The organism is Paenalcaligenes sp. Me131 (genome assembly GCF_050487225.1).
Classification (GTDB): domain Bacteria; phylum Pseudomonadota; class Gammaproteobacteria; order Burkholderiales; family Burkholderiaceae_B; genus Paenalcaligenes.
Genome location: NZ_JBKQGY010000001.1, coordinates 273,625 through 298,791, shown reverse-complemented (window position 1 = coordinate 298,791; position 25,167 = coordinate 273,625). Strand labels below are relative to the sequence as shown.

29 protein-coding genes and 1 tRNA gene are annotated in these 25,167 nt (G+C 49.6%); 23 read left to right on the top strand and 7 right to left on the bottom strand.

Annotated elements, in window-relative coordinates; translation table 11 throughout:
- Positions 1-78: 78 nt before the first annotated feature.
- Positions 79-612 (top strand): hypothetical protein, encoded by a 534-nt coding sequence (locus tag ACLPHM_RS01450; protein WP_430219500.1) that lies wholly within the window; start codon positions 79-81, stop codon positions 610-612.
- A 463-nt stretch (positions 613-1,075) separates the two neighbouring features.
- Here the strand turns inward: ACLPHM_RS01450 and ACLPHM_RS01445 are convergent, their stop codons facing one another.
- On the bottom strand, positions 1,076-2,068 hold the full coding sequence (locus tag ACLPHM_RS01445; protein ID WP_430219499.1) for a magnesium and cobalt transport protein CorA: 993 nt from the start codon (positions 2,066-2,068) through the stop codon (positions 1,076-1,078).
- 150 nt (positions 2,069-2,218) lie between these two features.
- On the opposite strand from ACLPHM_RS01445, the gene ACLPHM_RS01440 reads away from it, so the two are divergent.
- The 9 genes from ACLPHM_RS01440 to ACLPHM_RS01400 all read left to right on the top strand — a co-directional run bounded on the left by ACLPHM_RS01440 (position 2,219) and on the right by ACLPHM_RS01400 (position 7,339).
- Positions 2,219-2,295 (top strand) — tRNA-Ile (locus tag ACLPHM_RS01440).
- Between the two features lie 266 nt (positions 2,296-2,561).
- On the top strand, positions 2,562-2,939 hold the full coding sequence (locus ACLPHM_RS01435) for a LexA family protein (RefSeq protein WP_430219498.1): 378 nt from the start codon (positions 2,562-2,564) through the stop codon (positions 2,937-2,939).
- A complete protein-coding gene (locus tag ACLPHM_RS01430) occupies positions 2,909-4,216 on the top strand; it encodes a Y-family DNA polymerase (protein ID WP_430219497.1) in 1,308 nt (435 codons plus the stop codon). Before ACLPHM_RS01435 ends, ACLPHM_RS01430 begins: the two co-directional genes overlap by 31 nt.
- A gap of 84 nt (positions 4,217-4,300) precedes the next feature.
- Entirely contained in the window at positions 4,301-4,639 is a 339-nt protein-coding gene (locus ACLPHM_RS01425; RefSeq protein WP_430219496.1) for a hypothetical protein, read from the top strand.
- Between the two features lie 136 nt (positions 4,640-4,775).
- Complete coding sequence (locus tag ACLPHM_RS01420) at positions 4,776-5,057, top strand: DUF5339 family protein (RefSeq protein ID WP_430219495.1); 282 nt, start codon at positions 4,776-4,778, stop codon at positions 5,055-5,057.
- A 482-nt stretch (positions 5,058-5,539) separates the two neighbouring features.
- A complete protein-coding gene (locus ACLPHM_RS01415; protein ID WP_430219494.1) occupies positions 5,540-5,716 on the top strand; it encodes a hypothetical protein in 177 nt (58 codons plus the stop codon).
- A 100-nt stretch (positions 5,717-5,816) separates the two neighbouring features.
- Positions 5,817-6,074: a hypothetical protein gene (locus ACLPHM_RS01410; protein WP_430219493.1), complete on the top strand. Its 258-nt coding sequence runs from the start codon at positions 5,817-5,819 to the stop codon at positions 6,072-6,074.
- Positions 6,075-6,283: 209 nt separating this feature from the next.
- Positions 6,284-6,805: a hypothetical protein gene (locus ACLPHM_RS01405; RefSeq protein ID WP_430219492.1), complete on the top strand. Its 522-nt coding sequence runs from the start codon at positions 6,284-6,286 to the stop codon at positions 6,803-6,805.
- Between the two features lie 9 nt (positions 6,806-6,814).
- The gene (locus tag ACLPHM_RS01400; RefSeq protein WP_430219491.1) at positions 6,815-7,339 is read left to right on the top strand and encodes a toxin-antitoxin system YwqK family antitoxin; all 525 of its coding nucleotides are present in this window, start codon (positions 6,815-6,817) and stop codon (positions 7,337-7,339) included.
- A gap of 61 nt (positions 7,340-7,400) precedes the next feature.
- On the opposite strand, the gene ACLPHM_RS01395 is transcribed toward ACLPHM_RS01400, so the two are convergent.
- Positions 7,401-8,978, bottom strand: coding sequence for a phytoene desaturase family protein (locus tag ACLPHM_RS01395; RefSeq protein WP_430219490.1), 1,578 nt, complete (start codon positions 8,976-8,978; stop codon positions 7,401-7,403).
- A gap of 287 nt (positions 8,979-9,265) precedes the next feature.
- On the opposite strand from ACLPHM_RS01395, the gene ACLPHM_RS01390 reads away from it, so the two are divergent.
- The 3 genes from ACLPHM_RS01390 to ACLPHM_RS01380 all read left to right on the top strand — a co-directional run bounded on the left by ACLPHM_RS01390 (position 9,266) and on the right by ACLPHM_RS01380 (position 10,915).
- Complete coding sequence (locus ACLPHM_RS01390; protein ID WP_430219489.1) at positions 9,266-9,733, top strand: hypothetical protein; 468 nt, start codon at positions 9,266-9,268, stop codon at positions 9,731-9,733.
- Between the two features lie 61 nt (positions 9,734-9,794).
- Positions 9,795-10,187 (top strand): tetratricopeptide repeat protein, encoded by a 393-nt coding sequence (locus tag ACLPHM_RS01385; RefSeq protein ID WP_430219488.1) that lies wholly within the window; start codon positions 9,795-9,797, stop codon positions 10,185-10,187.
- A gap of 251 nt (positions 10,188-10,438) precedes the next feature.
- Positions 10,439-10,915 (top strand): GNAT family N-acetyltransferase, encoded by a 477-nt coding sequence (locus ACLPHM_RS01380; RefSeq protein ID WP_430219487.1) that lies wholly within the window; start codon positions 10,439-10,441, stop codon positions 10,913-10,915.
- Between the two features lie 103 nt (positions 10,916-11,018).
- Here the strand turns inward: ACLPHM_RS01380 and ACLPHM_RS01375 are convergent, their stop codons facing one another.
- Both ACLPHM_RS01375 and ACLPHM_RS01370 read right to left on the bottom strand, forming a co-directional pair.
- Positions 11,019-12,101 (bottom strand): linear amide C-N hydrolase, encoded by a 1,083-nt coding sequence (locus ACLPHM_RS01375; protein ID WP_430219486.1) that lies wholly within the window; start codon positions 12,099-12,101, stop codon positions 11,019-11,021.
- A gap of 163 nt (positions 12,102-12,264) precedes the next feature.
- Positions 12,265-12,816: a TetR/AcrR family transcriptional regulator gene (locus ACLPHM_RS01370; RefSeq protein WP_430219485.1), complete on the bottom strand. Its 552-nt coding sequence runs from the start codon at positions 12,814-12,816 to the stop codon at positions 12,265-12,267.
- A 97-nt stretch (positions 12,817-12,913) separates the two neighbouring features.
- Here ACLPHM_RS01370 and ACLPHM_RS01365 point away from each other — a divergent pair, with 97 nt between their 5' ends.
- From ACLPHM_RS01365 to ACLPHM_RS01325, 9 genes are all read left to right on the top strand, one after another.
- Entirely contained in the window at positions 12,914-13,408 is a 495-nt protein-coding gene (locus ACLPHM_RS01365) for an HPP family protein (RefSeq protein ID WP_430219484.1), read from the top strand.
- Positions 13,409-13,460: 52 nt separating this feature from the next.
- A complete protein-coding gene (locus ACLPHM_RS01360) occupies positions 13,461-13,817 on the top strand; it encodes a nuclear transport factor 2 family protein (protein WP_430219483.1) in 357 nt (118 codons plus the stop codon).
- Positions 13,818-13,995: 178 nt separating this feature from the next.
- Positions 13,996-15,186 (top strand): MFS transporter, encoded by a 1,191-nt coding sequence (locus tag ACLPHM_RS01355; protein ID WP_430219482.1) that lies wholly within the window; start codon positions 13,996-13,998, stop codon positions 15,184-15,186.
- A gap of 42 nt (positions 15,187-15,228) precedes the next feature.
- Positions 15,229-15,732, top strand: a complete 504-nt coding sequence (locus tag ACLPHM_RS01350) for a GNAT family N-acetyltransferase (RefSeq protein WP_430219481.1) — start codon at positions 15,229-15,231, stop codon at positions 15,730-15,732.
- Between the two features lie 77 nt (positions 15,733-15,809).
- Complete coding sequence (locus tag ACLPHM_RS01345) at positions 15,810-16,562, top strand: nucleotidyltransferase domain-containing protein (RefSeq protein ID WP_430219480.1); 753 nt, start codon at positions 15,810-15,812, stop codon at positions 16,560-16,562.
- Between the two features lie 96 nt (positions 16,563-16,658).
- Positions 16,659-16,988: a DHCW motif cupin fold protein gene (locus ACLPHM_RS01340; RefSeq protein WP_430219479.1), complete on the top strand. Its 330-nt coding sequence runs from the start codon at positions 16,659-16,661 to the stop codon at positions 16,986-16,988.
- 56 nt (positions 16,989-17,044) lie between these two features.
- Positions 17,045-18,433 (top strand): ATP-binding protein, encoded by a 1,389-nt coding sequence (locus ACLPHM_RS01335; protein ID WP_430219478.1) that lies wholly within the window; start codon positions 17,045-17,047, stop codon positions 18,431-18,433.
- Entirely contained in the window at positions 18,430-19,125 is a 696-nt protein-coding gene (locus ACLPHM_RS01330) for a response regulator (protein ID WP_430219477.1), read from the top strand. Before ACLPHM_RS01335 ends, ACLPHM_RS01330 begins: the two co-directional genes overlap by 4 nt.
- 98 nt (positions 19,126-19,223) lie before the next feature.
- A complete protein-coding gene (locus ACLPHM_RS01325; RefSeq protein ID WP_430219476.1) occupies positions 19,224-19,775 on the top strand; it encodes a Spy/CpxP family protein refolding chaperone in 552 nt (183 codons plus the stop codon).
- Between the two features lie 30 nt (positions 19,776-19,805).
- Here the strand turns inward: ACLPHM_RS01325 and nadC are convergent, their stop codons facing one another.
- The 3 genes from nadC to ACLPHM_RS01310 all read right to left on the bottom strand — a co-directional run bounded on the left by nadC (position 19,806) and on the right by ACLPHM_RS01310 (position 23,216).
- Positions 19,806-20,660, bottom strand: a complete 855-nt coding sequence (gene nadC / locus ACLPHM_RS01320) for a carboxylating nicotinate-nucleotide diphosphorylase (RefSeq protein ID WP_430219475.1) — start codon at positions 20,658-20,660, stop codon at positions 19,806-19,808.
- A gap of 102 nt (positions 20,661-20,762) precedes the next feature.
- A complete protein-coding gene (locus ACLPHM_RS01315) occupies positions 20,763-22,265 on the bottom strand; it encodes an NAD(P)H-hydrate dehydratase (protein ID WP_430219474.1) in 1,503 nt (500 codons plus the stop codon).
- A 15-nt stretch (positions 22,266-22,280) separates the two neighbouring features.
- Complete coding sequence (locus ACLPHM_RS01310) at positions 22,281-23,216, bottom strand: NUDIX hydrolase (RefSeq protein ID WP_430219473.1); 936 nt, start codon at positions 23,214-23,216, stop codon at positions 22,281-22,283.
- Positions 23,217-23,387: 171 nt separating this feature from the next.
- Here ACLPHM_RS01310 and ACLPHM_RS01305 point away from each other — a divergent pair, with 171 nt between their 5' ends.
- Complete coding sequence (locus ACLPHM_RS01305) at positions 23,388-25,031, top strand: methyl-accepting chemotaxis protein (protein WP_430219472.1); 1,644 nt, start codon at positions 23,388-23,390, stop codon at positions 25,029-25,031.
- The last annotated feature ends 136 nt before the right edge of the window (positions 25,032-25,167 follow it).

The following is a 25,167-nucleotide window of genomic DNA, read 5'->3' as shown; positions in this document are numbered from 1 at the left end:
CCGCCGCCATCACCTAGCTATTTCTGCTAGCATTATTAAGACGTGCAGGCCTTCTGCGCCCTTATATAGTGAACTCTTATGGCCGCTACATCCCTTGCCGAACTCGAACAAATACGTGCTGATTGCCGCAAGCTGGTAAGCCAACGTGCATTGATTTCAGCTGCCGCCGCTGTTGTTCCTATCCCTGGCTTAGACGTTAGTACTGACGTTGCCCTATTGCTGCAAATACTGCCGCAAATCAATGAAAAATTTGGCTTAAGCGCCGAAGAAGTAGAAGCATTAAGCCCCGAGTTAAAGAAAATACTGGTGGTGGGTGGGGCCAACTTTAGCATTGGCTTATTAGGCAAAGTCATCACACCCAAACGCGTCATGAGCTTGCTGCAAAGCATGGGCATGAAAAGTCTGGCCACCAAATACGGCGGTAAATACATTCCTGTACTAGGGTCAGTGGCTGCGTCTGGCCTAAGCTATATTGTGTTGCGACGCGTAGGTCACAAGCACATAGAGGAATGTTTCAACATAGCTAGCCAGCTCTTAGCCCATCAACAAAGCCAGTCCACCTCGCGCGGTACAGTCATCGATGTGGAAGCCACAATCAAATCAATAGACTAAGATCAAGCCCCTCGTTATTTCCATCTTGACATTTTAAAAACAGTGGATATCTTTCAGTTTCAGTACGATTAAAACCAAAATTTTCCTTGTCTTTACTTATGCTTATCTTGCCTTTTAGGCTTCAAACATTAACGCCCAAAAAACATTCAGCATAACGTCAGAAAAGTCTCCAAAACCACCTAAAAATCAATGTAAGACTTTGATTAAATAGTATTTATTGGCTCAGAAACAAAAATAAACAAATAACATTAGGTAGTTTGTGACTGAGCATTCACATTGCACTGAACGATTTTCAATAAGCCTTAAAAGTCAAGCCAAAAGATATCCCCAAAATCTGTGCATAACTTTGGGGACAACTCATGCAGAAACTACCGTGAGACGCATCAATCATACAAACGAGGTTCTTTGGTCAGTAATTATCTGCTTGTGCAGTGGTCACAAAAAAAATTGCTACAACTCGCTTCTACAACCAACCTGCTTTCTTGAACCGGTAATACAGAAACCCGCACAAGCTCGCCATACCCGTCAGCACCATCGGATACCCAAAGCTCCATTCCAACTCGGGCATAAACTTGAAGTTCATCCCATAGATACCAGCAATAGCCGTAGGGACCGCCAAAATAGCCGCCCACGATGCCAGCTTACGCCCCGTATCCGTCTGCTTCATTTGCTCTAACATCTGCCCACCCTCAAAGGCAAAGGCCAATGCATCACGCAACGCGTGTATGAGCTCTGTCACACGAGAAGCCCTATCCGACACCTCTGCAAAATACGCTTGGTTAGAGGATTCAATAAATGACGAATCCAAACGCGCCATACGTCGGCAGATTTCTGCTAGTGGCGCAACCACCATCTCTATGCGTAACAAGTCACGGCGCAAACGGTAAATACCTTGCACATCACTACGCTGAAAGCCATGCAACAACAACCGCTGCTCCATTGCCTCTACCGCGACCTCTAGTACATCCAGCGCTTGCACATAGTGATCCATCACCAAGTCCAACCACTCAAACGCCAGATAATCGCTGCCACGCAAAGCTGCGCTCGTGAGTGACGACAACCGCTCATGGAGTTTTTCATGCTGCAGATCTTGCCCTTTGCAGACGGTGATCAACACATTACGCCCTATCACTAGCTGCATTTCAGAAAACACAGGGCGTTTGGACTTCAGCTCCAACGTAATCACCGCCACAAAACCTTCTTGTTCAAGACTAATCAGTTTGGGGCGACGGTGCTTTTCCTGCATGCTTTGCTGCACATACTCAGAGATAGAAAGATCCGCGCACACCCTCTGAATCTCTTCCTCAGCCGGGTCAGACAACACTACCCATAGCACATCGCCCTCCGCGCGTGACAACGTGCGTAGGGCGTCCATATCCTCATGCTTATACGCACCTTGCTGCGTATACAAATACGCTGCATTCTTAGCGCTCCCAGGCGTGACCGATGACTCCATAGTGATCCTTTTCCTCAGCCCTTTAACGCCTTTCACCATAGCATTGATAATCGCATCCAGACACAGGCTGAACCGCGTTTTTTTTCCTTGTCAGACTCACTAGGCAAAGCGGCCTTCTTTATGTCATAATTGCACTCTTGTGAAGGTCGTGGGCCTATAGCTCAGTTGGTTAGAGCAGCGGACTCATAATCCGTTGGTCGCTGGTTCAAGTCCAGCTGGGCCCACCACACACTTCTCAGATAAATGAATGGCTTGCAGAAATGCAGGCCATTTTTTTCGTCTGTAGGTTGCTCCGCACAATAGCAATAAGTAAGCACCTATCACTTGCTACGCTCTCTAGCACAACACCTCTACTCTATTCCACACCACACAACCGCTACATCCCCATTGACGAAGCCTCTATAAACATCGAAAATACTGTTTATTTATACAGCATAAAATAAACATGGATTCGCCTGCCCCTCTTTCGCCCAACTCAACTCCCGTGCGGATCATGAACAGCACCGTGCAGTGCGGCTTTCCTAGCCCTGCGGGTGATTACGACCATAAGACGCTCAGCATTACTGATCTACTGATTCACCAAGCGGACGCTACCTACTTTATGCGTGTGCGGGGGCCATCTATGCGCGACGCGGGTATTGATGATGGTGACTACGTGGTGATTGATCGCTCTATAGAACCACGGCATGGGCATATTGTTTTGGCGGTGGTAGATGGCGAGTTTACGATCAAGCAACTCCACCAGCAGCGTGGGCATGTGAAACTCTTGGCCGCCAACCCTGCCTTTCCCAATATTGAGTTTAAAGACGGGCAAGAGTTATCTGTCTGGGGAGTCGTCACGTGGACACTCAAAAACCACGTACACGCATAGCCCTCATCGACGGGAACAGTTTTTACTGCTCATGTGAGCGGGCCATGCACCCAGCCTATGAAAGGCTACCGCTCGTCGTACTGTCTAATAATGACGGTTGCGCCATCGCGCGTACTGCAGAGGCTAAAAACTTAGGCATCAAAATGGGAGCCCCTTGGTTCCAGATTAAACACTTGGCTCAGTCGCACGGGTTAATTGCTCTGTCTGCTAATTTTCGTCTGTACGCAGACCTAAGCCGTCGCATGATGAATGTGATTGGTCAGTTTTCACCGCGCCAAGAAATCTACTCTATTGATGAGTCATTTCTTGATTTAAGCGGCATTCAAGAGTCAGGCCGAGAGCTTGGGCAAGCCATTAGAAAACGCGTCAAACAATGGGTAGGTATTCCTACCTGTGTGGGCATAGGATCAACCAGAACCCTCGCCAAACTCGCTAATCATCTGGCAAAAGATGTACCGCGCTTAGATGGTGTATGTGATTTGAGTATGCTGGATGGCCCACAATTAATGCGTGCCATTCGCCATGTACCCATTGATCAGGTGTGGGGCGTTGGACGCCGGCTGAGCAAGAAATTGCTTGAGCTGAACATTCGTACGGCAGCTGATCTTGCCCAAGCAGATAGGCGTGTGATACGCGACAAGTTTTCTATTGTATTGGCGAAAACCGCTCGTGAGCTACATGGCGATGCCTGTTTAACGTGGGATGAAGTACCTGCAGAGCGGCAGCAAATCATGTACTCCAGATCATTTGGCAGCCCGGTCTACACCAAAGAAGACCTTGCTCAGGCTGTATCGACCTTTGCCACGGCGGCGGCAGTAAAGTTACGAGCTCAAAACGCCAAAACCTCATCGCTGCTGCTCTTTATACGTACTAGTTCGTTTGGTGATAGCCCCCACTATTCAGGCAGTACGGTTTTTAATTTACTGCATGCGACCAACAGCACCACAGAACTTAATGCGGCAGCGCTAAAAGCGCTAGACCACATTTATCGCCAAGGCGCCAAGTACACCAAGGCGGGAGTGTGTCTTTTGGATATAGAAAATGTGCAAACACACTCTATACAAGGGTCGCTCTTTGATATTGCCGACCCTATAGAGCAAAGCACCACCTCTAACCTGATGCAGGTTATTGATGACATTAATCTGCGTTTTGGTCGAGGCATGATTGCTCCTGCCAGAACCTTAGGGCTGGATGATGCACCATGGAAAACACGTCAAAAATATATGACGCCTGCCTGCACCACAGACTGGAAACAAATTATCGAAATATGGCGATAATGTTATCGCTCAACAACTCCCCACTACTGCTGTGATAGCATGCTCGCCAATGACCTACATCCCTCGTAGAGGACACCACACATAATGAAAAAACGTTTATTAACACTGGCAATGGCGGCAGGGCTGCTCCCCCTCACTGCCTCTGCTGCTGAGGTAAAGTTCATTAATCAATCCTCATGGGATATCTACGAGATTTATTTCTCTCCTACTAATCAAGATGAATGGGGGGAAGATTACCTTGGCGAAGATGTTCTAGAGCACGGTGATAGCCTGACACTCACTGATGTTGCGCCTGGTCACTGGGATGTACGCTTGATTGATGAGGATGACGACCCATGCATTCTTAAAAATGTGTCCATTACCGTAGATGACACATGGGCAATCAATGACGAGGATCTCTTGACCTGCCAAATCAATAGCTAAGTGCGTGCCCCAACAGTCCAAAAAATCACACTCGCTATAATGAAGGCATCCACAGCAGAGCATAAGGCCTCTACCCCAAGTCAATCCACGCTCTGCTTATCCAATGCCGCTTTTACTCTCTACCCTAAAGGCCATCATGAAGAAAATACTGTTCGCCGCTGTTGCCTTGTCCATGTCATCCACTGCCTTTTCTAACGGGCTCACGCCTATCTGCCAAGATTACTATGCAGCCATAGATAGCTTCGTTAAAAAACTAGAGTCTCATGAGGCAACTAAGGGTGAGGCCGAGGAAATCATGGCCGTCTATCATGAGGCTAAACAGCACTACGCCTCGCTACCCAATGCGGAGCAAGATCGCCTCTGTGCGCGAGAAGCAGAAGAGCTACGAGAGTATCGAAAAATGCAGCAGTCCAAATAAACGGTCTCTGCCTCTTTATTCTGTCTCGCATTTTGCTTCACCCCTATAGACAGCACTGTGCTTGTGCCCCCCCTCTTTCCCTGCGTGAAAACGCGGGGGGACTCGTTCACAGCAATGCGGATTCAGCACCGTCATGTGTTCGCATTACTAGCTTATCAATACCTAACATTTCAGCCAGCCGTATTTGATTAAAAACAAAGAGTTAATGCTTAAAAAACGTTTACTCTGGTAATGAAGAAGCGGTATAAGTCATAGTCACTATCAGGCTGTACGTATACGGCACATGCATTGCTACGCTTAGCACTCAGCCCTGACAAAAACACGTAAAAATAATAAGCAAGAAGGCTGGTAGGTCTACACGCGGTGATGGCTAAAAAGAACATAAACACCTGATGAACGTGTACAAGCTAGACCTTTCCGCGTGGTTGCTCGCTGCGTATACCTAAGCCCACTGGCTACTCACCCACCTTTATGGAGCCCCTATGAACGTTTACTTTAGACGAGAAAATGGACGCTTACGCCGCTATGAGGTCAATAGTTTCGACCGACTCGACGCGATTAAACGCGTCAAACAATGCGATGCCGAGTCTAGAAAAGCATGCATTATGGTGGTGTTAAACGGCAAAGCTCGTTCGCAAAACAGTGCCCCTAACCCATAGCCTTTTCGTAACCCTAACAACAATTATGCTGAGATTTAGGTGCTAGTAGACACGCAGTAATGCCACGGCAATGTGCAGGAAACCTGAAATAGGAAATCTTATGTCTATCAATAGAAACTACTATCACAAGCCCGCTTCTTTAGCCCCTCACGATATAGAGAATGCCATTTTCTCTACTAACCTTTCTGCCAATACCACTCTCGCTAATGAAGTTCAGGAATATTGCAGAGAACAACACATCACGAATCCTAAGCGTATTTGCAACATTCAGGATGAGATGAGAATGCTGGGGTACTCCATTACTATTACGGCCTATTTCAGGGCGAAAAACAAAGAGAAACCTGACTCGCCTGCATGATTGATTTTGGCCGTGCCCCTAGCCTGCTAGGTGCGATACATCCCGCCACAAATATCTCACAAACTTCGCCTTCTGTGTCGCGGTGTAAAGATACCACTGCGTTAAAACGAAAGAGCGATAATAACGCCTGCTTCAGTGCAATACCGTAGAAAAGGCTAGTACAAGGGGCGTGGGCAATGCGATGACTCTATACATCCCTAAGGTGCTACGTGTCCAAAAAAATCATGCTATCAGCGCGTCGCGTAGATGGCCAAAGGGAAACCATGAGAGTATTCAACGTAGCATCACTCGCTATGTGGGCATTTTTATTATCTGCCTGCGTCTCCATTCCAGGCCTTGGCCCCAAAGTAGACCAAAGCTCGGCTGATGCTGTTGCCCTCGCTTATATAGAAGCGTTCTATACCGGTAACAGCCGCACCATTAAACACATACTAGAACCTAGTGTATTAGCGGAGCTAGAAAGCAACGCAGAATCCTCATTGATTATGCTTTCTATAGAAAAAATCGGCCAATATGTTCAAAACAATGGCGGCTATAAGAATCTTAAAATTACCGATATTAAAAAAAGCAGCAACGATACGTCGCGCACCTACTACTACGACATTGACCTACCTTACGCCACTCGTCATAGCACCACACAGTGGCTAGAGCAAAGCGGCAGCATTGAGTTGGTCAAGGATGCACAAGGTTTGTGGTGGGCTGATGAGATAGACGGAATTTCCCCCTTCTAAGTACACACCATGAAATTTCACTACTCACTCCCCATATTGGTACTATCGCTACTGGTTGGCTGTGCTGCCCCAAAACCTAAACTGGCTGTGAATTTAGGCCCATTCCCAGACTTCCAGCTTGAAGAGCTACAGGACTCAGAAGATGGAGAATTCCTCGCACATTACCCTAATGGCCAAATCAAACAACACTCGTGGGTGCGTGGTGATTGCTTAGATCAACAGCTAAACACCTACTATGAAAACGGTAAGCCAAAAATGGTTATCCCTATCGATAACTGTAAAGCGAATGGTGTCGTAAAAGGCTACTACCCAAATGGCAACCTAGAATATGAACTGTCTGTGGTAAATGGCATTCCGCATGGCTCATTTCGTCAGTATCACGACAGCGACAGTAATCTACTCTCTATGCGAGCTCAACTGAAGAACGGCGCATTTGACGGGATAGTAGAAGAGCTAGATGATTACGGCGACGCGGTAAAACGCGGGGCAGTCATAGACGGCACTATCGTACCTTTCACACATGCTAATCAATAAAAACGAGGCGCCTATACGGCGCCTTGTTTTTTTACCTAGTGTGATTGGCTCATGCCATGCACTACGCGGCCAACGTCGTCGCCAGCATATAGCCCGAACCAGCTCCTGTACCAGCCCCCGGCCACGTAGAAGCACCACACAAATACAAACCTTTAATAGGGGTTTTGTATTTGGAATACCCCGCCACCGGACGCAAAAAGAAGTTTTGATCCAGATGATGACTACCCGACAAATTGTCACCACCAATCAAATTGGCATTGAACTGCTCCAAATCGGTTGGTGACATAATGTGCGAAGCCAGAATTTGACTGCGCAACCCGGGGGCGTACTGCTCTAACACATCCAACACACGCTCTGCATAGGCAGCTTTCACCTGTGACCATTCCGCAGGCCCTATCACGCCCAAACTATCACCCCGTATTTCAGCAGGCAACACGCGCACCTGCACCCACAGCGTATGCTTGCCGTCTGGTGCTCGGGATGGATCTAGCGCCGTTCCCTGCCCCACCACTAATACAGGCTCAGCCGGTAATAAGCCTGCTGCGGCCTCAGCATACACCTTGCTCATCATGGCTAAGTCGGGGGCTATATGTACGTACGAAAAATACTGTAGCTCTGCCCCAGCTTTCCAGTCAGGTAAGCTATCCAACGCCAAATGAATCATCATCGTGCCCAGACCGGGACGGAATACATCTACCTTTTGCTGATACGATGCGGGCACAGCCTGTATATCTACTAAACGCCCAAATACCAACTTCGGATTGAGATTTGCGATGACGGCTTTGGTGGCATTAAAGCGTCGGCCATCGCTAAGCACAACACCACTCGCTCTGCCCCGTGTTTGCGCTATATGCTGCACCGGCGCATTCACCAACACCTCGCCACCCAGCTCCTGCAGCAGCCCCACCATCGCCTTAATAATGGTGTCAGCACCACCTTTTCCGATGACCATTCCAAAAGCTTGGTTTGCCATAGACTCCAAATACGGAAACAGCGCACCACCCGCGGTATCTGGTGTGAAATCCACATGCAGCCCCCATGCGGCCATCATGGCTTTAAGGGAGTCGTTTTCAAAATGCCTATCCAGAAAATCTCGCGGTGTCGCCAACAGCAACTGCAATAGCTCGGCAACCCCCTCTTTGCCCAACTCACGCCAACTGCGCCACACACTTTTCACCAATGCGGTAGACGGCATAGGGCTACCCAGTACTGCAAACAAATGGGGCGCTTTATGCTGAAAATCATCCAACATAGCCTGCCATGCTTTTGCATCGTTCTCAGACACAGCACGTATGCGCTGCAGCGTAGTTTCTAGGTCTGTACTAACACCTAGGTAGCTGTGGTCTCTAAACACACTAGCAAAACAATGCTGTGCTGGCACAAACGCCAAACCATGACGCTCTAATGCTTCTTTATGGCGCTGATAAAACGCAGATCCTGCGAAAGAAGATAAGTTCATGGCGCATACGTCGTGCTTAAAGCCTGGCAACGTTAGTTCCTGTGTACTCACGGCGCCACCTGCCGAGCTTTTGGCTTCAATAACGCGTACTTTCCAACCACGGCTGGCTAACTCTACCGCTGCGGCTAAACCGTTGTGACCTGCCCCAATCACAATAGCATCTGTTGTCTCTGCTCCCACACTCAGCTCCTTTAGTTCTAAACTATTTTTATGTTTATTCTACTGCTGAAATTTATCGTGTATAGAAATTTCATTCACATGAATAGAGCTGTTATACATACTGTGACATAGTCAACCACAAAACACGGCCGTCACAAGGATATACTGCCGGAAAATCGCTGCGTAGGAGTAAACGCTAAGGTGTGTACTACAATTTCCAGCAGCGTTCTACCTTGCTTACCGACATTCAACCTACCCAATCAATAACGGCTATGAATCTGATACTCCCACTACTACTGCTACTTTCAATGCTCAATCTTGCTTCAATGATTCCTGGCGGTTTTGTAGAAGTGCGAGATTTCAGCCGCTATCCAGCCGTAATACTGGGCTGCTTTAACCTGTTCCTTACCGTTTTAGGACTGGGCAGCTTAGTGCTGGCATACTTTGTTTACGCCACCGAAACAGGCTATACCCTGACAGCCGTCGTTGGCGTAGGTTACTGCGCGGTTTACCTCGCCGACTTATACCGAATATTTCCCATATCTCCTGTACCCATGTCTACACTACTTAATCGTTTGGAGTGGTTAGGTACACTCTTGGGCATAGCATTAGTCGTTGTAGGTATATGGGCACGACTGCGCCATGACGCCACGTCTGATGCCGCACAATCTTTTAGTATTTCCACGCCTATTCTGCTGATTTTGCTATTTTTCGGCCTGATTATTTTGGCCTTTGCTACCCGTGCAGCAATGAAAAAAACAGCAGACCCCTCATAAGTACGAGCACGACTTTCTACCGCATAACTGGTGAAAACCGTTATACGTTACTAGGACAATCATGATTAAAACAATGATGAAACTTGCCACTAGCGTGGCTTTCTTCACGACCTTAACAACGGGTGTTCAAGCCCAAGAAGCCGACTACACCCCACAGCAAATACAAGAAATGCGCCAATTGGCAGAACAAGGCGAAAGCTTTGCTCAAGCCGCTCTAGGCGTGTTGTATATAGAAGGGAACTCTGTGCCGCAAAGTTATGCAGAAGCGCATAAATGGCTTGGTCGCGCCGCCGCACAAAATGAAGCACTGGCACAATTTCAGCTGGGTGTGCTGCACTATCGTGGCCAAGGCGTACCACAAAGTGATGCAGAAGCATTAGCGTGGTTTGGGAAGTCTTGTGCAGCGGGCCTTTCTGAGGGCTGCTCCATTTACAGCAAGCTCAAGATAAACTAGCCACTATTACAAACCGCCTACAGGCGGTTTTTATTTATGATGTACCGCTTATTCATTGCTGAATCATTCTTATCTACACAATCACTAACGCTTTTAGTGTTGTGACTTCCCATCACAAACCGCTTATTCACGGCATAATATTCTTTGTTTCTTAGATTTTAGATAATAATTCCAGAAAAATAGAACGACATATCACTACGCTTTAGTTAAAACCGTGTAGCCATTTCTTTAACCAACAGGAGATTGAATATATGTCTGACCCTATTTTTCGTCGAGCTCAAGAATCAGACCTAGAAGCAATCGTCGCCATCCTTGCCGATGACGTCCTGGGCCAAGAAAGGGAAGATTCACGCTGGCCTCTTCCTATAAGTTACTTGAATGCTTTTCAAGCCTTAAACTCAGACCCAAATCACTTCTTAGCTGTCGTAGAAATCTCTGGCGTCATTTGTGGCACCTTGCAGATTTCTTTTATTCCCGGCCTGTCTTACCAAGGCGCTTGGCGTGGAGATATTACCGCCATACGCGTAGCACGTACCATTCGAGGGAACGCCTTGATCGAAAGCATGATCCGATGGGCCGTAGAACAATGCAAAGCTCGCCATTGCCGATTTGCACAACTGACGTTTGACAAAAAAAGGCCTGATAGCCATCGCTTCTATGTGCAACTAGGGTTCACTGCTGTACACAAAGGCTACATGATGGAACTAGAGCACAACGTAGACAACTAGGTCAGCCGCTGAACGCCAGCTCTCGCACTAGAAATACGTTGCCCAGATAAAAACCCGTCCCTCTTTATGGGGGGACGGGTTTCGTTATGCTATCTACGACTCGTTATGCGGTTTGCTGCAACATACTTGTGCCATCCAAGCTACCAGCCTGAAACTTGGCCAAGGGTAACAACAGAGGCTTTGTAGACGCTAACAACGGCTGCAAATCAAATTGCACATAATTCAGTTGATCGTACGTACGTAGGTAAATACGACCTTGGCGTAAATCTGTTAACGATGTCCACGTCGTGTATTCAGAGCTGTAGCCAGCAAAACCGCCCACATCCGGAGCCATCGCATCAGCCCCTTTATTGGTGCTTTGTGAATCGATAGTGATGCCTCGCGGTCTATCAAAGTTATTCATGATATGCGACAACGTCGTGAGTGCACTGTTGGCATCTTTGGCTTTTTCGCTAAAGTGCGCGTAATACACAGCACGCACAAAACGCCCTACTGCGGTATTCGATGCTGGCAATGCTACCGTCGCAATACCAGAATCTGGCTGTTGGAACGTTTGACCTTTAATGGTCAAGCTGGATTGGTCAATATTGGACAAAAACGTGTAGTTGCTCAGGTTCGTCAGGTGCCACGAGAAGTCTGGGCCGTTTGTCATCACCCCTAATGGGTTGTCGTACACCTGCTGCTTACCGTGCGAGTATTCAATAACCAAGGATGCACCAGAGGCATCGTGTATGGCGTAATGAAAGGGCGTTTGTGCACCACCCATTTGCTCTATTGCCGTCGTTAGCACGGGTTGATGCGTAATGGCTTCTTTTACTTCGGCGACAGACTCAAACTGTGACAACACCCAATTACCCAAATCTATAGCCGCCAATACAGGCACACTATTATCCAGCGTATCTTCCGGGCCTTGGGTGGTCGCAAATGCCAACAGACTAAACGTCAGGCCTTGGCTGTTAATCCCTTCTACTGTTTTAAGATCAGCAACAGAACCATTCGGAATACTCACCGACAAAAAACCGTATTTAGCCGTAAATGGCAGCGCTGCGTGCTGATTCGCTTGCGACGAGAACTCAGTACCTTTAGGTTGATACGCCACGATATACGGCATATCAAAAGGAAGCTCTAAAGTGCGCCCCGCATATGGTGCTGCTTGTTGATCAAAATAGAGTAAAGAGGTGCACATATTTAGAATCCAAATAGCATATAGATGTTGGGGAGGCACGATACATCGCAATAAATGTTTTACTGCGTGTTCGCTATTGCATGAGCATAACCCAAATGCATTAATGCCTGTATTTATTCCCGTGCAGCTTTACCAAAATTTCCGGTTCATTATTGAAAAATCTTTAACCACCAGACTGCCACACCATTTTCGCCATCCTTTTTGCGGATTCTACTTTTGAAGGTTGATATCCCTGCACCTGGCTAGTCACAATCAAGCCCTCGCCCAATAAATACAATTGCTCGCCAATCAGTTCTGGTTGTGTAGCCTGAGCATGGCAGCATAACTTCTGCACATACTCCAAGACCTCTTGCTTATGAGTAGCGGCTTGCTGGTGCGGCGGCATATCGGCAGCGGCAAACTCTGCGGCAGCATTAATAAACGCACACCCAAAAAAACCTTCCTCGTGCGTCCAACTCGCAATGAAATCTATGTAGGCCAAAGGGCGATCCTGCTCAGGCGAAGCCTCTACAAAGCGACGCATTTTATCCATGAACCATGCATGCCGTAGCTCCAATGCAGCTGCTATCAAGAGGTCTTTACTGGCGAAATGCCTATAAAGCGTTTTCTTAGTCACGCCCGCCTCACGGCTAAGCAGCTCTACTCCGGTAGCGTGAAAGCCATTTTGATAAAACAATTTTAAGGATGAAGAGGCGATATGGTGTGCTGTAGTCATGGGGCAAGTATACCGATCGGTTGACACAAAGATACTGATCAGTATACTAGCTCAAACCAGTACTTCCTGACTACTTAAAAGAGCGTGAATCCTATCTATGCGTCGTTTACTTTCCTCTAATGCGCCCCCTGCCCCGCCCTTGAAATTTATCTTTATTTCTTCGGTGGGAGCAGCCATTGCTATCGCACTCACTGGCTGGTTAAGCGTCTTATCCGGTACGCCCTGGCTAATGGCCCCCTTTGGCGCTAGCTGTGTATTGGCCTTCGGTGTGCCTGACTCCCCTTTAGCCCAACCTCGCGCTATTGTGGGTGGCCACTTGGTTGCCACTGCCGTAGGGTTACTTGTATTACTGCTAGTTGGTGATGGCTGGTTAGCCGCCGCCCTCAGTGTGGGTTTAGCCTTAGCTGCCATGCAAATCACACGCACCGTACACGCCCCTGCTGGGGCAGACCCTTTGATCGTAATTGCTGCCCACACGCCCATTAGCTATTTGATTTCCCCCGTGTTATTGGGGTCATTGGCGATCGTACTCATCGCCTATGTGGTGAACAACGCCCGCAGCACAGGTAGCTATCCAAAATATTGGCTTTGACGATAAACTGACTGCTTCATCACATTGTGGCCTTCTCACGCTTTCTATCTCGATGAATAACGATCTAAATCTTGTCATGCGCTTGGAGCGTGAGCTACTGCTACCAGCCACACGCGCGAACCAACAACGCATCAACGCCCTACTCTGCGATGATTTCCAAGAGGTAGGAGCCACCGGCCAAAGCTTTGGCAAAGAAACGGTAATAGACACCTTGCCTGCAGAGTCAGAAACGATGTTTTCTGTACACGAGATGCGAGCGCAAAAAATCAGTAACGAGGTCATCCTTGTTACATATAGGTTAGAGAAGCGCCACGCAGAAACCACCACCCACTCAATACGCAGTTCGCTTTGGTTACGCGGCCCTAACAGCTGGCAAATGCGTTATCACCAAGGCACCTTAACTCGCTAGACATCGTTTTCCCAAAGACATTACTCGCAAATCGTTACGCCCTGTTGAAGATGTTTTCTTGACAACTTTTCCTGCCCAACACAACAATCAAAGGATTTATTGAATAAAACAACGACCATCACCTACCCTTTCTGGTTAGCGTGCGTGGGCAGCAAGTTATAGGCACGCAGGGCAGCGTATGTTCACCAAAACCATGCACCAGCACGTAGTGATTCTTGCTAGTGCGCAGGCTCTTTTTCAGATTGTTTATGTTGCTGTCATGACCGTTGGCGGCTTAGCAGGTTCAGCCATTTCCGGATCAGCTCATTGGTCTACGCTCCCCATTGCCACCCTATTTCTAGGCACAGCCCTAATGATGTTTCCTGCATCACTCTGGATGGCCAAAATAGGTAGGCGCACAGGTTTTATAACGGGTGCATTACTAGGCACAATTGGTGGGCTTATCGCCTGCGTGGGCATTCTAGAAAATTCGCTAGCCCTATTGGGGTTAGGGACTTTCTTTATTGGCTGCTATCAGGCTTTTGCCCAGTTCTATCGCTTTGCGGCAAGTGAAATCGCAGCACCGGCTTACAGACCTCGTGCCATTTCATTGGTACTTGCCGGTGGCGTAGCAGCTGCATTGGTGGGGCCCGTCTTAGCGCAAATAGGCGTGCCACTCATGCAGCCTGCTTACTTGGGCTCCTTCCTACTGATTGCGGTAGTAGCCTTTATTTCTGTAGGCGTGCTGCAAGGGTTCCATATGCCACCAGTGTATGCAACCATCACCAGTCACAGCACACCTGCCAGACCATTGCTACGTATTGTGGCCCAGCCCTCCTATTTAGTAGCGTTATTTGGAGGGGCTACTAGCTACGGCATCATGATTATGGCCATGAGCGCGACGCCTCTTGCGATGCAGTATCACCATCATGAGTTAGGGGCAGCAGCTACCGTGATTCAGTTGCATGTACTAGGCATGTTTCTGCCCTCATTTTTTACAGGATCGCTCATCACTCGCTTTGGTGTACTGCGCATCATGTTAGTGGGTGCCCTGCTGTTTGCCGCCCATCTTCTGCTCACCATGACTGGTACGGGTTTTGCATCTTTTGTTAGCTCACTCACTTTGCTAGGCGTAGGCTGGAATTTCATGTACATAGGTAGCACTACGCTGTTAACCAGCACCTACCGACCACAAGAAAAAGCACGCGCCCAAGCCACAAATGACATGGTGATTTTTATCGTGGGCGTAGCCTGTGCATTGAGCACCGGTTGGTTATTGCAAACCATAGGCTGGATTAGCATGAACCTACTGCTGTTACCGTGGTTAGGCTTGTCAGTGTTATCAATCATCTGGCTAGGGGTGTACCAGCGCTTCACCCGCACGAAATAAGCATGGCATACTGAAACGCCCTTATTCTTTTGACCGTACCCCATGATTACCATCCGCCCTCTTAGCGCATCGCAATGGCAACACCATAAAATGCTGCGCCTACAATCGTTGCTAGACTCTCCTGAGGCATTTGGTAGTACCTACGAAGCTGAACACACTCGCTCTGACACTGACTGGGCGCAACGTATTGCTACTGCCCTAGCATCGCAACACGATCGTATTTTTCTTGCCTACCATAATGACGTCGCGTGTGGTTTGGTATGGTGCAAACTGGCCACCCAATCCGCCACTACCGCCGAGCTCTTTCAAATGTGGGTTGCCCCCGCTCAGCGCGGACACGGGGCCGGTACACGCCTACTGGATGCCGCTGTACACTGGGCTAAAAACGCTGGTATGCGCACAGTAGCGCTAGGGGTTACACAATCCAACGCAGCCGCCATACATCTGTATAGTCAGTATGGTTTTGCCCCCGTAGGCGAGGCAATCCCATTGCGTGAAGGGTCTACTCTACTGTCGCAAACGATGGTGTTAACACTGTCTCCATAAACCATATTGCAATCTCCACATTCTCTACATATGACCGTATTAGCATAGCTCGCCTCTACTGTTTGATTGCAATACCTATGTCTAGTCCTGCCCTACCTACTATTGCCCCTACGCCACTGCAAGTGGAGTTCCAACCTGTAGTCGATGAACTGTGTCGTGCGCTAGAGCGCATTCTGGGTGACGCGGTAGATAGCCTTTACCTCTACGGCAGTGTGGCCCGAGGCACGGCTACCGTGGGTAGCTCAGACTTGGATCTGTGTTTGATTACTCGCCACCCACTGAGTCTCGCTCAAACCGAGCAGTTGGCCGACTTATGTACGACGACTGCCGCTCGCCACTTTAGTGTGAGTAAAGTCGATATTGATTGCGGGACTAGGGCCGAAGTACTTGCCGAGAAAAACCACTACAGTTGGGGCTATTGGCTTAAACACCATTGTCGTTGCATTAAAGGCGAAGACCTTGGTGAACGCTTCCCACTTTTTTCGCCCTCTCGTGAGATTGCGATTGCCGTGAATGGTGACTACCTTGCTGTACTAAAAGGGTATCAACATCGACTGCAAGAAACCGCCCCCGAATCCCAGATACGTCGTCTGCAAAAAGAGGCGTCTAGAAAGCTAATACGTGCGACCAATATTCTGCGCCCTGCTGCGTCTGATTACTGGCCTAATACCTTAGAAGAGTACGTAAACTTTGCGGTAGAGCACCACCCTAGTGCAGCGGGATTTTTACCCTTCTTTTTGCAGCATGCTCATACACCCACCGCTAGTGTTACCGAGTTTTGTGAACAACTAGAAGCCGCTATGCAGTGGATGCAGCAACCTACCCATTAAGCCACATCGCTTAATCTCAACAGGGAGATTACTAGGGTGACAAGCCATAGCGCTCACGGTACAACCTAGTTTTCTCTTTCTCCCTGTGAGCCCTCTATGCAGTTGCACAACATCCCTTTTGGCTTAACCGACTGGTCCACTATCTCTCCAACAGAACACCCCGGCATACATGGTGTTGCGTACTGGCGCACCTGTCACTTTGGCGATATTCGGGTACGCATGGTGGAATACTCCGCAGGCTACTTGGCTGACCACTGGTGCAGCAAAGGCCATATTTTGTTGTGTCTGGAAGGGAGTTTAGACACCGAACTCGATGACGGCCGCCACTTCACGCTCACACCGGGTATTAGTTATCAGGTGGCAGACAATGCCGAAGCTCATCGCTCCAGCACCCAAACAGGCGCTAAGCTTTTCATTGTTGACTGACACAACCACATAAGGCGCTACACTAGTAGCACTATCCCTGCCGCCGGATTGTTGCCATGCGCCTGAATCTTTTTCTCAAACTATTTTTAGCCATACTCGCCACCAGCATCTTGTTGATTGTGGCGATGGGTGGCGCCATTCGTTGGAGTTTTGATCGCGGTTTTGTGGACTACCGCTTAGAACGTGAGCAACAACGCATAGAATCGCTAGCCTCGTTCTTATTGGATGAGTATGAGCAACAAGGCAACTGGTCTTTTATAGAAGGCCGTTCCCGCTGGTGGCGTGCACTACGCGCCACCAGCAATGAAATGCCTGGTCACGGTGACCCTCGTGGTCATGGCCAAGGCGGCATGCCCTTTATTGCCTTGGTTGACCCCAATGACAAATTCATTGCAGGCTCGTTAAGCCGACAAAACTCAGGGTGGATACGCCACGAACTGGTGCAAGACGGCACTACCATCGGTGCGCTGCTCTACAACCCGCCCCCTTCTATAGAACTCTTTGATAGCGCAGCTGAACAACGTTTTGAGCAGCAACAACTACAGGCCACATGGTCTATAGCCGGGTTAAGCGTATTGTTAGCAGCCTTGGTCAGCTACTTACTTGCCCGCCTGTTGCTTGAGCCTATACAGCGCATGGCGCGCGCCACCCGACAAGTCGCCGCCGGCGATTACAGCGTGCGTATTCCCACACACAGCCAAGATGAGTTGGGCCAACTTGCCCAAGACTTCAATGCCATGGCGCACTCGTTGGCTGCAACGGAAAAGCTACGCTTAGCGTTGGTGGCTGATATCTCGCATGAACTGCGCACCCCCCTAGCTATTTTGCAAGGTGAAATAGAGGCACTACTGGATGGCCTACGCCAGCCCACACCAGAGACCTTGCAGTCGTTGAAGCAAGAAGTGGTTCAGTTAAATCAGCTCATTAATGATTTGCACATGCTGTCACTGGCGGACTCTGGTGCGTTAGAGTTTGATCTACAGCCCAACACTAGCCTGCGTGCTATCTTGCAGCGTTGCTACGACGCGTACCACCCCCGTTTGGAAGCCAAAGGCTTGGCACTGAGCATTGATGTGCCCGAGTTACCCACCCTGCAAGGCGATATCACGCGCTTAAATCAGTTATTTAGCAATGTGTTGGAAAATTCCCTGCGCTACACCCATGCTCCCGGCGACGTACGCATACAGGCTGAACAACAGGCTGATGGCCTACATGTGTTTATTGATGACTCTGCACCTGGTGTCGCGTCTGAGCACTTACCGCATTTATGTGAACGCCTGTACCGTGTGGACCCGTCTCGCAGCAGAGCATTAGGCGGGTCAGGTTTAGGCTTGGCACTATGTGAACGCATTGCACATGCCCACCACGGCACTATCCAAGCACAACACTCGCCATTAGGCGGTGTACGTATTCATGTGATGCTTCCTTTGCGACAACCATCATGACCACTTCTGCACGCATACTGATTGTTGAAGACGAGCCCAAACTGGTAGAGCTCTTAACCTTGTATTTAGAGGCTGCCGGCTATGAGTGCCATGCTGTGTTCAACGGCAATGAGGTAGAGCAGGCGCTCACTACCTTCAACCCCGATCTGCTACTGCTAGACCTTATGCTGCCCGGCAAAGATGGGTTAACTATCTGCCGTGAATTGCGTCAGCACAGCCAAATCCCCGTCATCATGGTGACCGCTAAAGTCGAAGAAATAGACCGACTCTTAGGCTTAGAACTAGGCGCTGATGACTACATCTGCAAGCCCTACAGCCCACGCGAAGTGGTTGCACGCACCAAAGCCGTACTACGACGCTATCAACAGCCTCAAGCCGCTACGGATAACGCAACTGCCAGCGGTGTGCATATTGATGAAACCCGTTTTTTGGCGCAATTAGATGGGGTCACACTGGACCTTACGCCTGTAGAGTTTAGGTTGTTTGCCCTGATGGCGAACTCCCCTGGCCAAGTCTTCAGCAGAGATCAACTACTGACATTGATTTATGACGACCATCGCATCGTGACTGATCGTACTGTAGACAGTCACATCAAGAACTTACGCAAGAAACTAGAAGCGATTCGCCCCGACCAAGACGTCATACGCTCTATCTATGGGGTAGGCTACAAATTTGAAGAAGGCGGTGCCTAAGCTTCACATTTTCTCCATATTTTTTGCCAATTTGCTGCACACTGCGGTCCTACTATGTAGTCATCAGCTCAACGCTTAACGCAAAAAGGAGATTCACCATGCTGAAACTACGTACTTCCCTCTTGGCTGCCACTGTTGCCGTAGCGGCTGTGTTTTCACCTCTGTCTCAAGCGGTAGAAGCCACACCCCCAACCTCTAGCCCTATACAAGTCACAGGCACGCCAATCTCTGATCGTGGCATGTTCCACGCACGCGGTCTGAACCTGACGCAAGCCCAGCAAGATCAACTGTTTGAACTGCGCCATCAGCAAGAACCTGAAATGCGTCGTCTGCGTAATGCAATACGCGATGCCCGCACCGAGTTGCGTGATCTGTCTAACGCCGCAACCTTTGACGAAGCCAAAGCTAAAGCCAGCAGCGAAAAACTGGCCAAAGCAGAAGCCGACCTCAGCCTGCAACGCAGCAGACTGCATGCCCAGCGCATGGCAGTACTAACCCCTGAACAACGCCAGCAAATGCAGCAACAGCATGCTGCCAACCGCGACCAACCGCGTGGTGGCCGCCCCGGTAATCGCGGTGATCGCCGAGGCGATATGGGTTCACACTCAGGCCCTCGTCACGGTGGTGGTCAACACGCTGGCCGCATCTAACTGTGATGCATTGGCTTGGGCCGTCACGCCTTATACGCTGTCCAAGCCTATATCTAACACTCGCACACTGTGTGTTAACCAACCCATCGCAATTTGATTTACCCCAGTTTGCGCCACAGCGATGGCGCTTTCTGGGGTAATGCCGCCTGAAGCTTCACTGATAGCGCGTCCATCAATACGCTGCACGGCCTCTTTCAACATAGGAATAGGCATATTATCCAAGAGCACCATATCTACCCCACACTGCAATGCTTCATCCAGTTGTTCTAAGGTGTCAACTTCCAGCTCTATTTTCACCAGATGCCCTACACTTTCTTTGGCACGCGTTAACGCAGAACGTACACCACCAGCAATGGCAACGTGATTGTCTTTGATTAAGACCGCATCATCCAAACCAAAACGGTGATTACTACCGCCACCTACGCGTACTGCGTACTTTTGCAGCATACGCATACCAGGCAAGGTTTTACGAGTGCAACTGACGGTGGTGCCATAGGGAGCAATAGCCTGCGCAATAGGCCTAGTCGCGGATGCGATACCACTTAAATGCCCCAGAAAATTCAGTGCTGTACGCTCGGCCGTCAACATGGCTCTGGCATCGCCTTGAATATCAGCGATCACCGTACCTGCGTGTAGATCAGCACCATCCTCACACAACACATGGAAACGGCAGTTTTCATCCATCAACATAAAAGCCAGCTTCGCGACCTCTATTCCTGCTAATACGCCACTCTCACGCGCTACTAACTGCAAGTGCGCTGGCGTCCCTGCAGGCACCACGGCTTGGCTAGTAATGTCACCGCTGCGGCCCAGATCCTCCAATAGCGCGGCTCGTACCACAGGTTCTATCATGATGCGTGGCAGTGAATGGGTTGTGGCTGTCATAGTTGGCTCCTGTAAATTATTATGCTCATTATGAGTATTTATAAATGAAAGTAAAGCGCCTAAAAAAAGGCGCTACGATTTACGCAGTATAGTGGCTATACGTTAGCCCTGCAATGACGACGACAACTGTCGTTGCACCATGGGTAATGCAGCAATCAAATCTTCTGGCACTAGCCCCACACCACACTGCTGTGCTGCCTCACCATGCATCCACACCGCTGCACACGCTGCCTCAAAAGCCGGCATACCTTGCGACAACAGCCCGCAGACTATCCCTGCCAAGACATCCCCACTGCCGCCCGTCGCTAAATAGGCCGGAGCATTGGCATTAATCACGACTCGCCCATCGGGTGCTGCGATTACTGTGTCAGCGCCTTTAAGCACCACCACCGCCCCTGTTTGCTGGGCGGCATTGATGACGTCTTGCAGCTTATCGCTACTACGCGTGAAGAGTCGCGCAAACTCGCCTTCGTGAGGTGTCATCACGCAGGGCGAAGCAATGGTCTGTGCTAATAAAGCCGCCTGCCCTTTGAATACCGTGAGGGCATCCGCATCCAACACCACCGATTTTTTTGCCTGCAAAATTTTCAGCACACGCTGCTTGGTGTGCTCAGTCACACCAGCCCCTGGGCCTACCAACCATGTGTTTTGACGCTCATCCAGTAACGCCTGCTGCCACTGCGTTGGCTCAACGCTTTGCACCATAATGCTACTGGGCAAAGCCGTGGCATATACCGACCATGCCTGCGCAGACGCCACAACGCTGGTTAAGCCCGCACCGCTACGTTGGGCGGCCATCGCTGCTAATCGAGCAGCACCCGTCAGTTGCTCGCCCCCTACAACACTGGCATGACCTCGGGTGTATTTATGCCCCGCCATACCGGCAACAGGAAACTGTGCGCCCCACAAGGCTGGGCTATTGACGTGCGTCACCGTACCTAAACGTTGACGCCATGCGGCATCGGTTTCTGCTCGCTGCCACAAAGCAAACGGAAATGGCAGTGCCAATACCTGCAACTCGCCGGTGTACTCGCGCCCAGGCAATAGATAATGCCCAGGTTTAGCACACAAGAAACTCAGCGTTAATGTGGCTTTCAAAGCCTGTCCCTCTATGGCACCTGTTGCACCATTCACCCCTGAAGCAATGTCTAACGCACATACCGGAACACCTAGAGTCTGAATATGCGCCGCCCACTGCTGCAACACGGGGCTTAAGGCCTGTTTCAGCCCTGTGCCAAATAAAGCATCAACTACCAGCTCATCTGACTGCACATCACAGTCATCGCTAGGTTGTACATGTTCTGGCCATAAACTGGCTGCCCACTGCACTTGAGCATTCGCCTGTTCTTGGGGGGCGACGATGCGTATGCGCACCTTGTGTCCCAACGTACGTAAATGCTGTGCTGCGATCCAACCGTCGGCCCCGTTATTGCCTGGGCCACACAAAACGACAATCGCTTTAGTAGGCCAGCGTGCATGAATGGCTTCTGCCGCCCTTGTACCTGCTACATAGACCAAGGTTTGCAGTGAAACCCCTGCTTCGACTGCTGCTGCATCTAACATCGCCACTTGGCTAGGACTGTAAAGCGTGTGTGCAGCAAGCATGGCTATTCCTTATGATTAACGTGCCTGACGAGCCAGTGGCAGCTTCGTGCCCGCAATCGCGCGTTCTAGTACTACATCGCCTTTAAATCTGAAGAGCTTTGCTGGCCTGCCTGCCCCACTGGACACAATGCCACCAGCCTCTTCCACCAGATTTTGTTGTTCCATCAAGCGTCGGAAGTTTTGTTTATGCAACCCACGCCCTGCCAACGCTTCTACCGCTTGCTGCAACTGCAGCAACGAGAACTCAGGCGGCATTAACTCGAACACCACAGGACGGTACTTAATTTTGGCACGTAACCGTGCAGCGCCCGTGGCCAAAATACGGCGGTGATCATAGCGCATAGGCAAACCCAATTTACCTTCGTCGCCGGGGTGCTCGTCTGAGCTGTCGCGTTGTGCTTCGGGGATGAGCTTAGCCTCAAACAGCAACTCGTAACGCTGCAGCACCATGTCTTCATTCCACGCCGCGCCATCAAACCCAAAGGCATAACACACACGTTGCCAGCGTTCGGCTTTTGACAGCACATCCGCAGACGCCCATGCCTGCAGTTTGGGAAGAATATAGTCTTGTATCAGAGCAGGTTCGCCTTCGCGCCAATCTTCCCACGGAAAATAACGGTACCAATCCTGCCAACTGACGCCGGCATCTTTAGGGGTTTCGCCCTCACGCGTTAGCCCTAGGTAGCTCACCGAAATAATACGCTCACCGGCTGCCGAAAAACGGCTGCGATCGGCAAACGTATAGAGCTGTTCTACATAACCTATGGGGTGATGAGTCTGTGTTTCTACCCAGGCCCGCAGGCCCATTTGTAGTGAGTGGTGTGTGTTTTCCAAAGGGCCTGCAGGTAAGCAGCGCCCCTCACTTGTGGTCAGCACACGCGGTTGGCCTTGATTCACAGCAACCAATACCGCTACCAGTTCTGTTCGCACCAAAATATCAGAATGACTCAAATTCACACAAACCTGTCAATAATGGATGGATCACGCATAGGATTATAGCCGTAAGCCTCTCTCTATATTGGCAGAAGAAACTATTACTCTTTATGACCATACCTAAAGTTTTTAACCAATCAACCGTTAAAGAGAACCCTATCGTAAATTCTGCTGTGACAAGGTTGAGCCGTGCGCAAGAACTACCCAATTACCGAGGTAGAAACCAAGGTACACCCCAATCAGTACCTGATTTCTAAAACGGATCTTAAAGGCCGCATCACGTATGCCAACTCGGCCTTTGTGGACATTAGCGGTTTCACACGCGCCGAGCTACTGGGCAAAGCGCATAACATTGTGCGCCACCCACACATGCCACCCGCTGGTTTCCAAGACCTTTGGGATACCTTGCAAGCGCATAAACCATGGCTAGGCCTGGTCAAAAACCGTCGTGCAGACGGTGGGTTTTACTGGGTGCAAGCACTGGTATCACCCATCTTTGAAAACGGGAAAGTAACCGGCTACGCCTCTGTGCGTGTACGCCCCTCGGATGCCCAAGTCGCCGAAGCAGAACAGTTTTACGAGCACCTGAACACTGGCAAGGTCAGTGGCTACACCCTCAAGGCTGGGCGTATTGTGCCTACGGGTTGGCGACGCCTGCTGCAATGGGCAAGCTGGCCATTTAACAGGTCCTTGCGTGCCAGCATGTTCCGTCTGGCCATGTTAGCCACTGCCATTACCGGCACCATCAGCGTGGCAGCTTTTAACCAAGGCATTCCTGACGGCTATCAACTACCTGCTGGTTTATTTTTAGGCGTAGGTTTTTCGGCGTTCATGGCTTATGGCTGGCGCATTAGCCAACGCGTCAATAAAGCACTCAAAAGTGCTGCTCAGATTACCCAGCAAATTGCTGCCGGTAACTTAGATTTGCACATTGATGAAGCCGAACAGTCTAAACAACAGAATCACGAAACTGGCGAGCTGAACTTCTGCTTAGAAATCATGCGTAAAAGCTTGATTGCCATTGCCGCTGACACCCACAGAGGTGTGTTGGCCTCTATCCAAGTCGCTAAAGAGCTGGATCAAGATAACCGACTGCTGTCTGAACGCACCGCCCACCAAGCCGACTCGCTGCAGAAAACAGCCGCCAGCATGGAAGAGCTGACTGTCACCGTTAAACAAAATGCAGACAACGCTGTACGTGCTAGCGAATTGGCAAACAACAGCATGCAAACGGCCAAACGCGGTGGTAGCGCGGTCGCTGAGCTTACCCAAACCATGCAAGGTATTCACAGTAGCGCCAACCAAATTAGCGAGATCGTGAGCCTGATTGAAGGTATTGCCTTCCAAACGAATATTTTGGCGCTAAATGCGGCCGTTGAGTCAGCTAGAGCCGGTGAGGCTGGTAGAGGCTTTGCTGTGGTTGCCGGTGAAGTACGTAGCTTGGCGCAACGTAGTTCTAAAGCCGCTGGTGAAATCAAACTGCTGATCAATGAGTCTGTCACACTGATGAACGAAGGTGTGCAAAAAGCCGATCACGCCGCCCAAACCATGCACGATATTGAAGAGTCCGTGCAACGCGTGAGCGACATTATTAACGAGATCTCTTACGCCTCTGAAGAGCAATCCATAGGGCTACAACAAATCAATCAAGCCGTTGCCCATATGGATGAGGTCACACGTCAAAATGGTTTCTTAGTGGATGACCTAGGCCGCACCACACAGCAACTGAGCCATCAAGCAACTGAGCTAGATGAGTCCATACGTGTACTAAATACAGAAGCCACCCGCCAAACACCGGCGCTAGAGCATACGCCGCATTCGCGTTTGCGCTAAATTTGTAACAAAGCGCTCACATCACAAACAAGCGCTATCACAGCATTCATGCCTGTTCCAATTTGGAACAGGCATTTTTTATTAGTTATTTGTTTCATTTGTTTCACTTATGTTTCCATTTAGGCTTAAAGCACAT

Bases quoted from the DNA above. Each gene is read 5' to 3' on its own strand.
- ACLPHM_RS01380 (WP_430219487.1), top strand. From the start codon at position 10,439: ATGTCTGACCCTATTTTTCGTCGAGCTCAAGAATCAGACCTAGAAGCA.
- ACLPHM_RS01375 (WP_430219486.1), bottom strand. From the start codon at position 12,101: ATGTGCACCTCTTTACTCTATTTTGATCAACAAGCAGCACCATATGCG.
- ACLPHM_RS01410 (WP_430219493.1), top strand. From the start codon at position 5,817: ATGTCTATCAATAGAAACTACTATCACAAGCCCGCTTCTTTAGCCCCT.
- ACLPHM_RS01400 (WP_430219491.1), top strand. From the start codon at position 6,815: ATGAAATTTCACTACTCACTCCCCATATTGGTACTATCGCTACTGGTT.
- ACLPHM_RS01325 (WP_430219476.1), top strand. From the start codon at position 19,224: ATGCTGAAACTACGTACTTCCCTCTTGGCTGCCACTGTTGCCGTAGCG.
- ACLPHM_RS01330 (WP_430219477.1), top strand. From the start codon at position 18,430: ATGACCACTTCTGCACGCATACTGATTGTTGAAGACGAGCCCAAACTG.
- ACLPHM_RS01360 (WP_430219483.1), top strand. From the start codon at position 13,461: ATGAATAACGATCTAAATCTTGTCATGCGCTTGGAGCGTGAGCTACTG.
- ACLPHM_RS01445 (WP_430219499.1), bottom strand. From the start codon at position 2,068: ATGGAGTCATCGGTCACGCCTGGGAGCGCTAAGAATGCAGCGTATTTG.
- ACLPHM_RS01450 (WP_430219500.1), top strand. From the start codon at position 79: ATGGCCGCTACATCCCTTGCCGAACTCGAACAAATACGTGCTGATTGC.
- ACLPHM_RS01415 (WP_430219494.1), top strand. From the start codon at position 5,540: ATGAACGTTTACTTTAGACGAGAAAATGGACGCTTACGCCGCTATGAG.
- ACLPHM_RS01420 (WP_430219495.1), top strand. From the start codon at position 4,776: ATGAAGAAAATACTGTTCGCCGCTGTTGCCTTGTCCATGTCATCCACT.
- ACLPHM_RS01385 (WP_430219488.1), top strand. From the start codon at position 9,795: ATGATTAAAACAATGATGAAACTTGCCACTAGCGTGGCTTTCTTCACG.
- ACLPHM_RS01370 (WP_430219485.1), bottom strand. From the start codon at position 12,816: ATGACTACAGCACACCATATCGCCTCTTCATCCTTAAAATTGTTTTAT.
- ACLPHM_RS01425 (WP_430219496.1), top strand. From the start codon at position 4,301: ATGAAAAAACGTTTATTAACACTGGCAATGGCGGCAGGGCTGCTCCCC.
- ACLPHM_RS01435 (WP_430219498.1), top strand. From the start codon at position 2,562: ATGAACAGCACCGTGCAGTGCGGCTTTCCTAGCCCTGCGGGTGATTAC.
- ACLPHM_RS01345 (WP_430219480.1), top strand. From the start codon at position 15,810: ATGTCTAGTCCTGCCCTACCTACTATTGCCCCTACGCCACTGCAAGTG.
- ACLPHM_RS01315 (WP_430219474.1), bottom strand. From the start codon at position 22,265: ATGCTTGCTGCACACACGCTTTACAGTCCTAGCCAAGTGGCGATGTTA.
- nadC (WP_430219475.1), bottom strand. From the start codon at position 20,660: ATGACAGCCACAACCCATTCACTGCCACGCATCATGATAGAACCTGTG.
- ACLPHM_RS01355 (WP_430219482.1), top strand. From the start codon at position 13,996: ATGTTCACCAAAACCATGCACCAGCACGTAGTGATTCTTGCTAGTGCG.
- ACLPHM_RS01335 (WP_430219478.1), top strand. From the start codon at position 17,045: ATGCGCCTGAATCTTTTTCTCAAACTATTTTTAGCCATACTCGCCACC.
- ACLPHM_RS01350 (WP_430219481.1), top strand. From the start codon at position 15,229: ATGATTACCATCCGCCCTCTTAGCGCATCGCAATGGCAACACCATAAA.
- ACLPHM_RS01340 (WP_430219479.1), top strand. From the start codon at position 16,659: ATGCAGTTGCACAACATCCCTTTTGGCTTAACCGACTGGTCCACTATC.
- ACLPHM_RS01365 (WP_430219484.1), top strand. From the start codon at position 12,914: ATGCGTCGTTTACTTTCCTCTAATGCGCCCCCTGCCCCGCCCTTGAAA.
- ACLPHM_RS01390 (WP_430219489.1), top strand. From the start codon at position 9,266: ATGCTCAATCTTGCTTCAATGATTCCTGGCGGTTTTGTAGAAGTGCGA.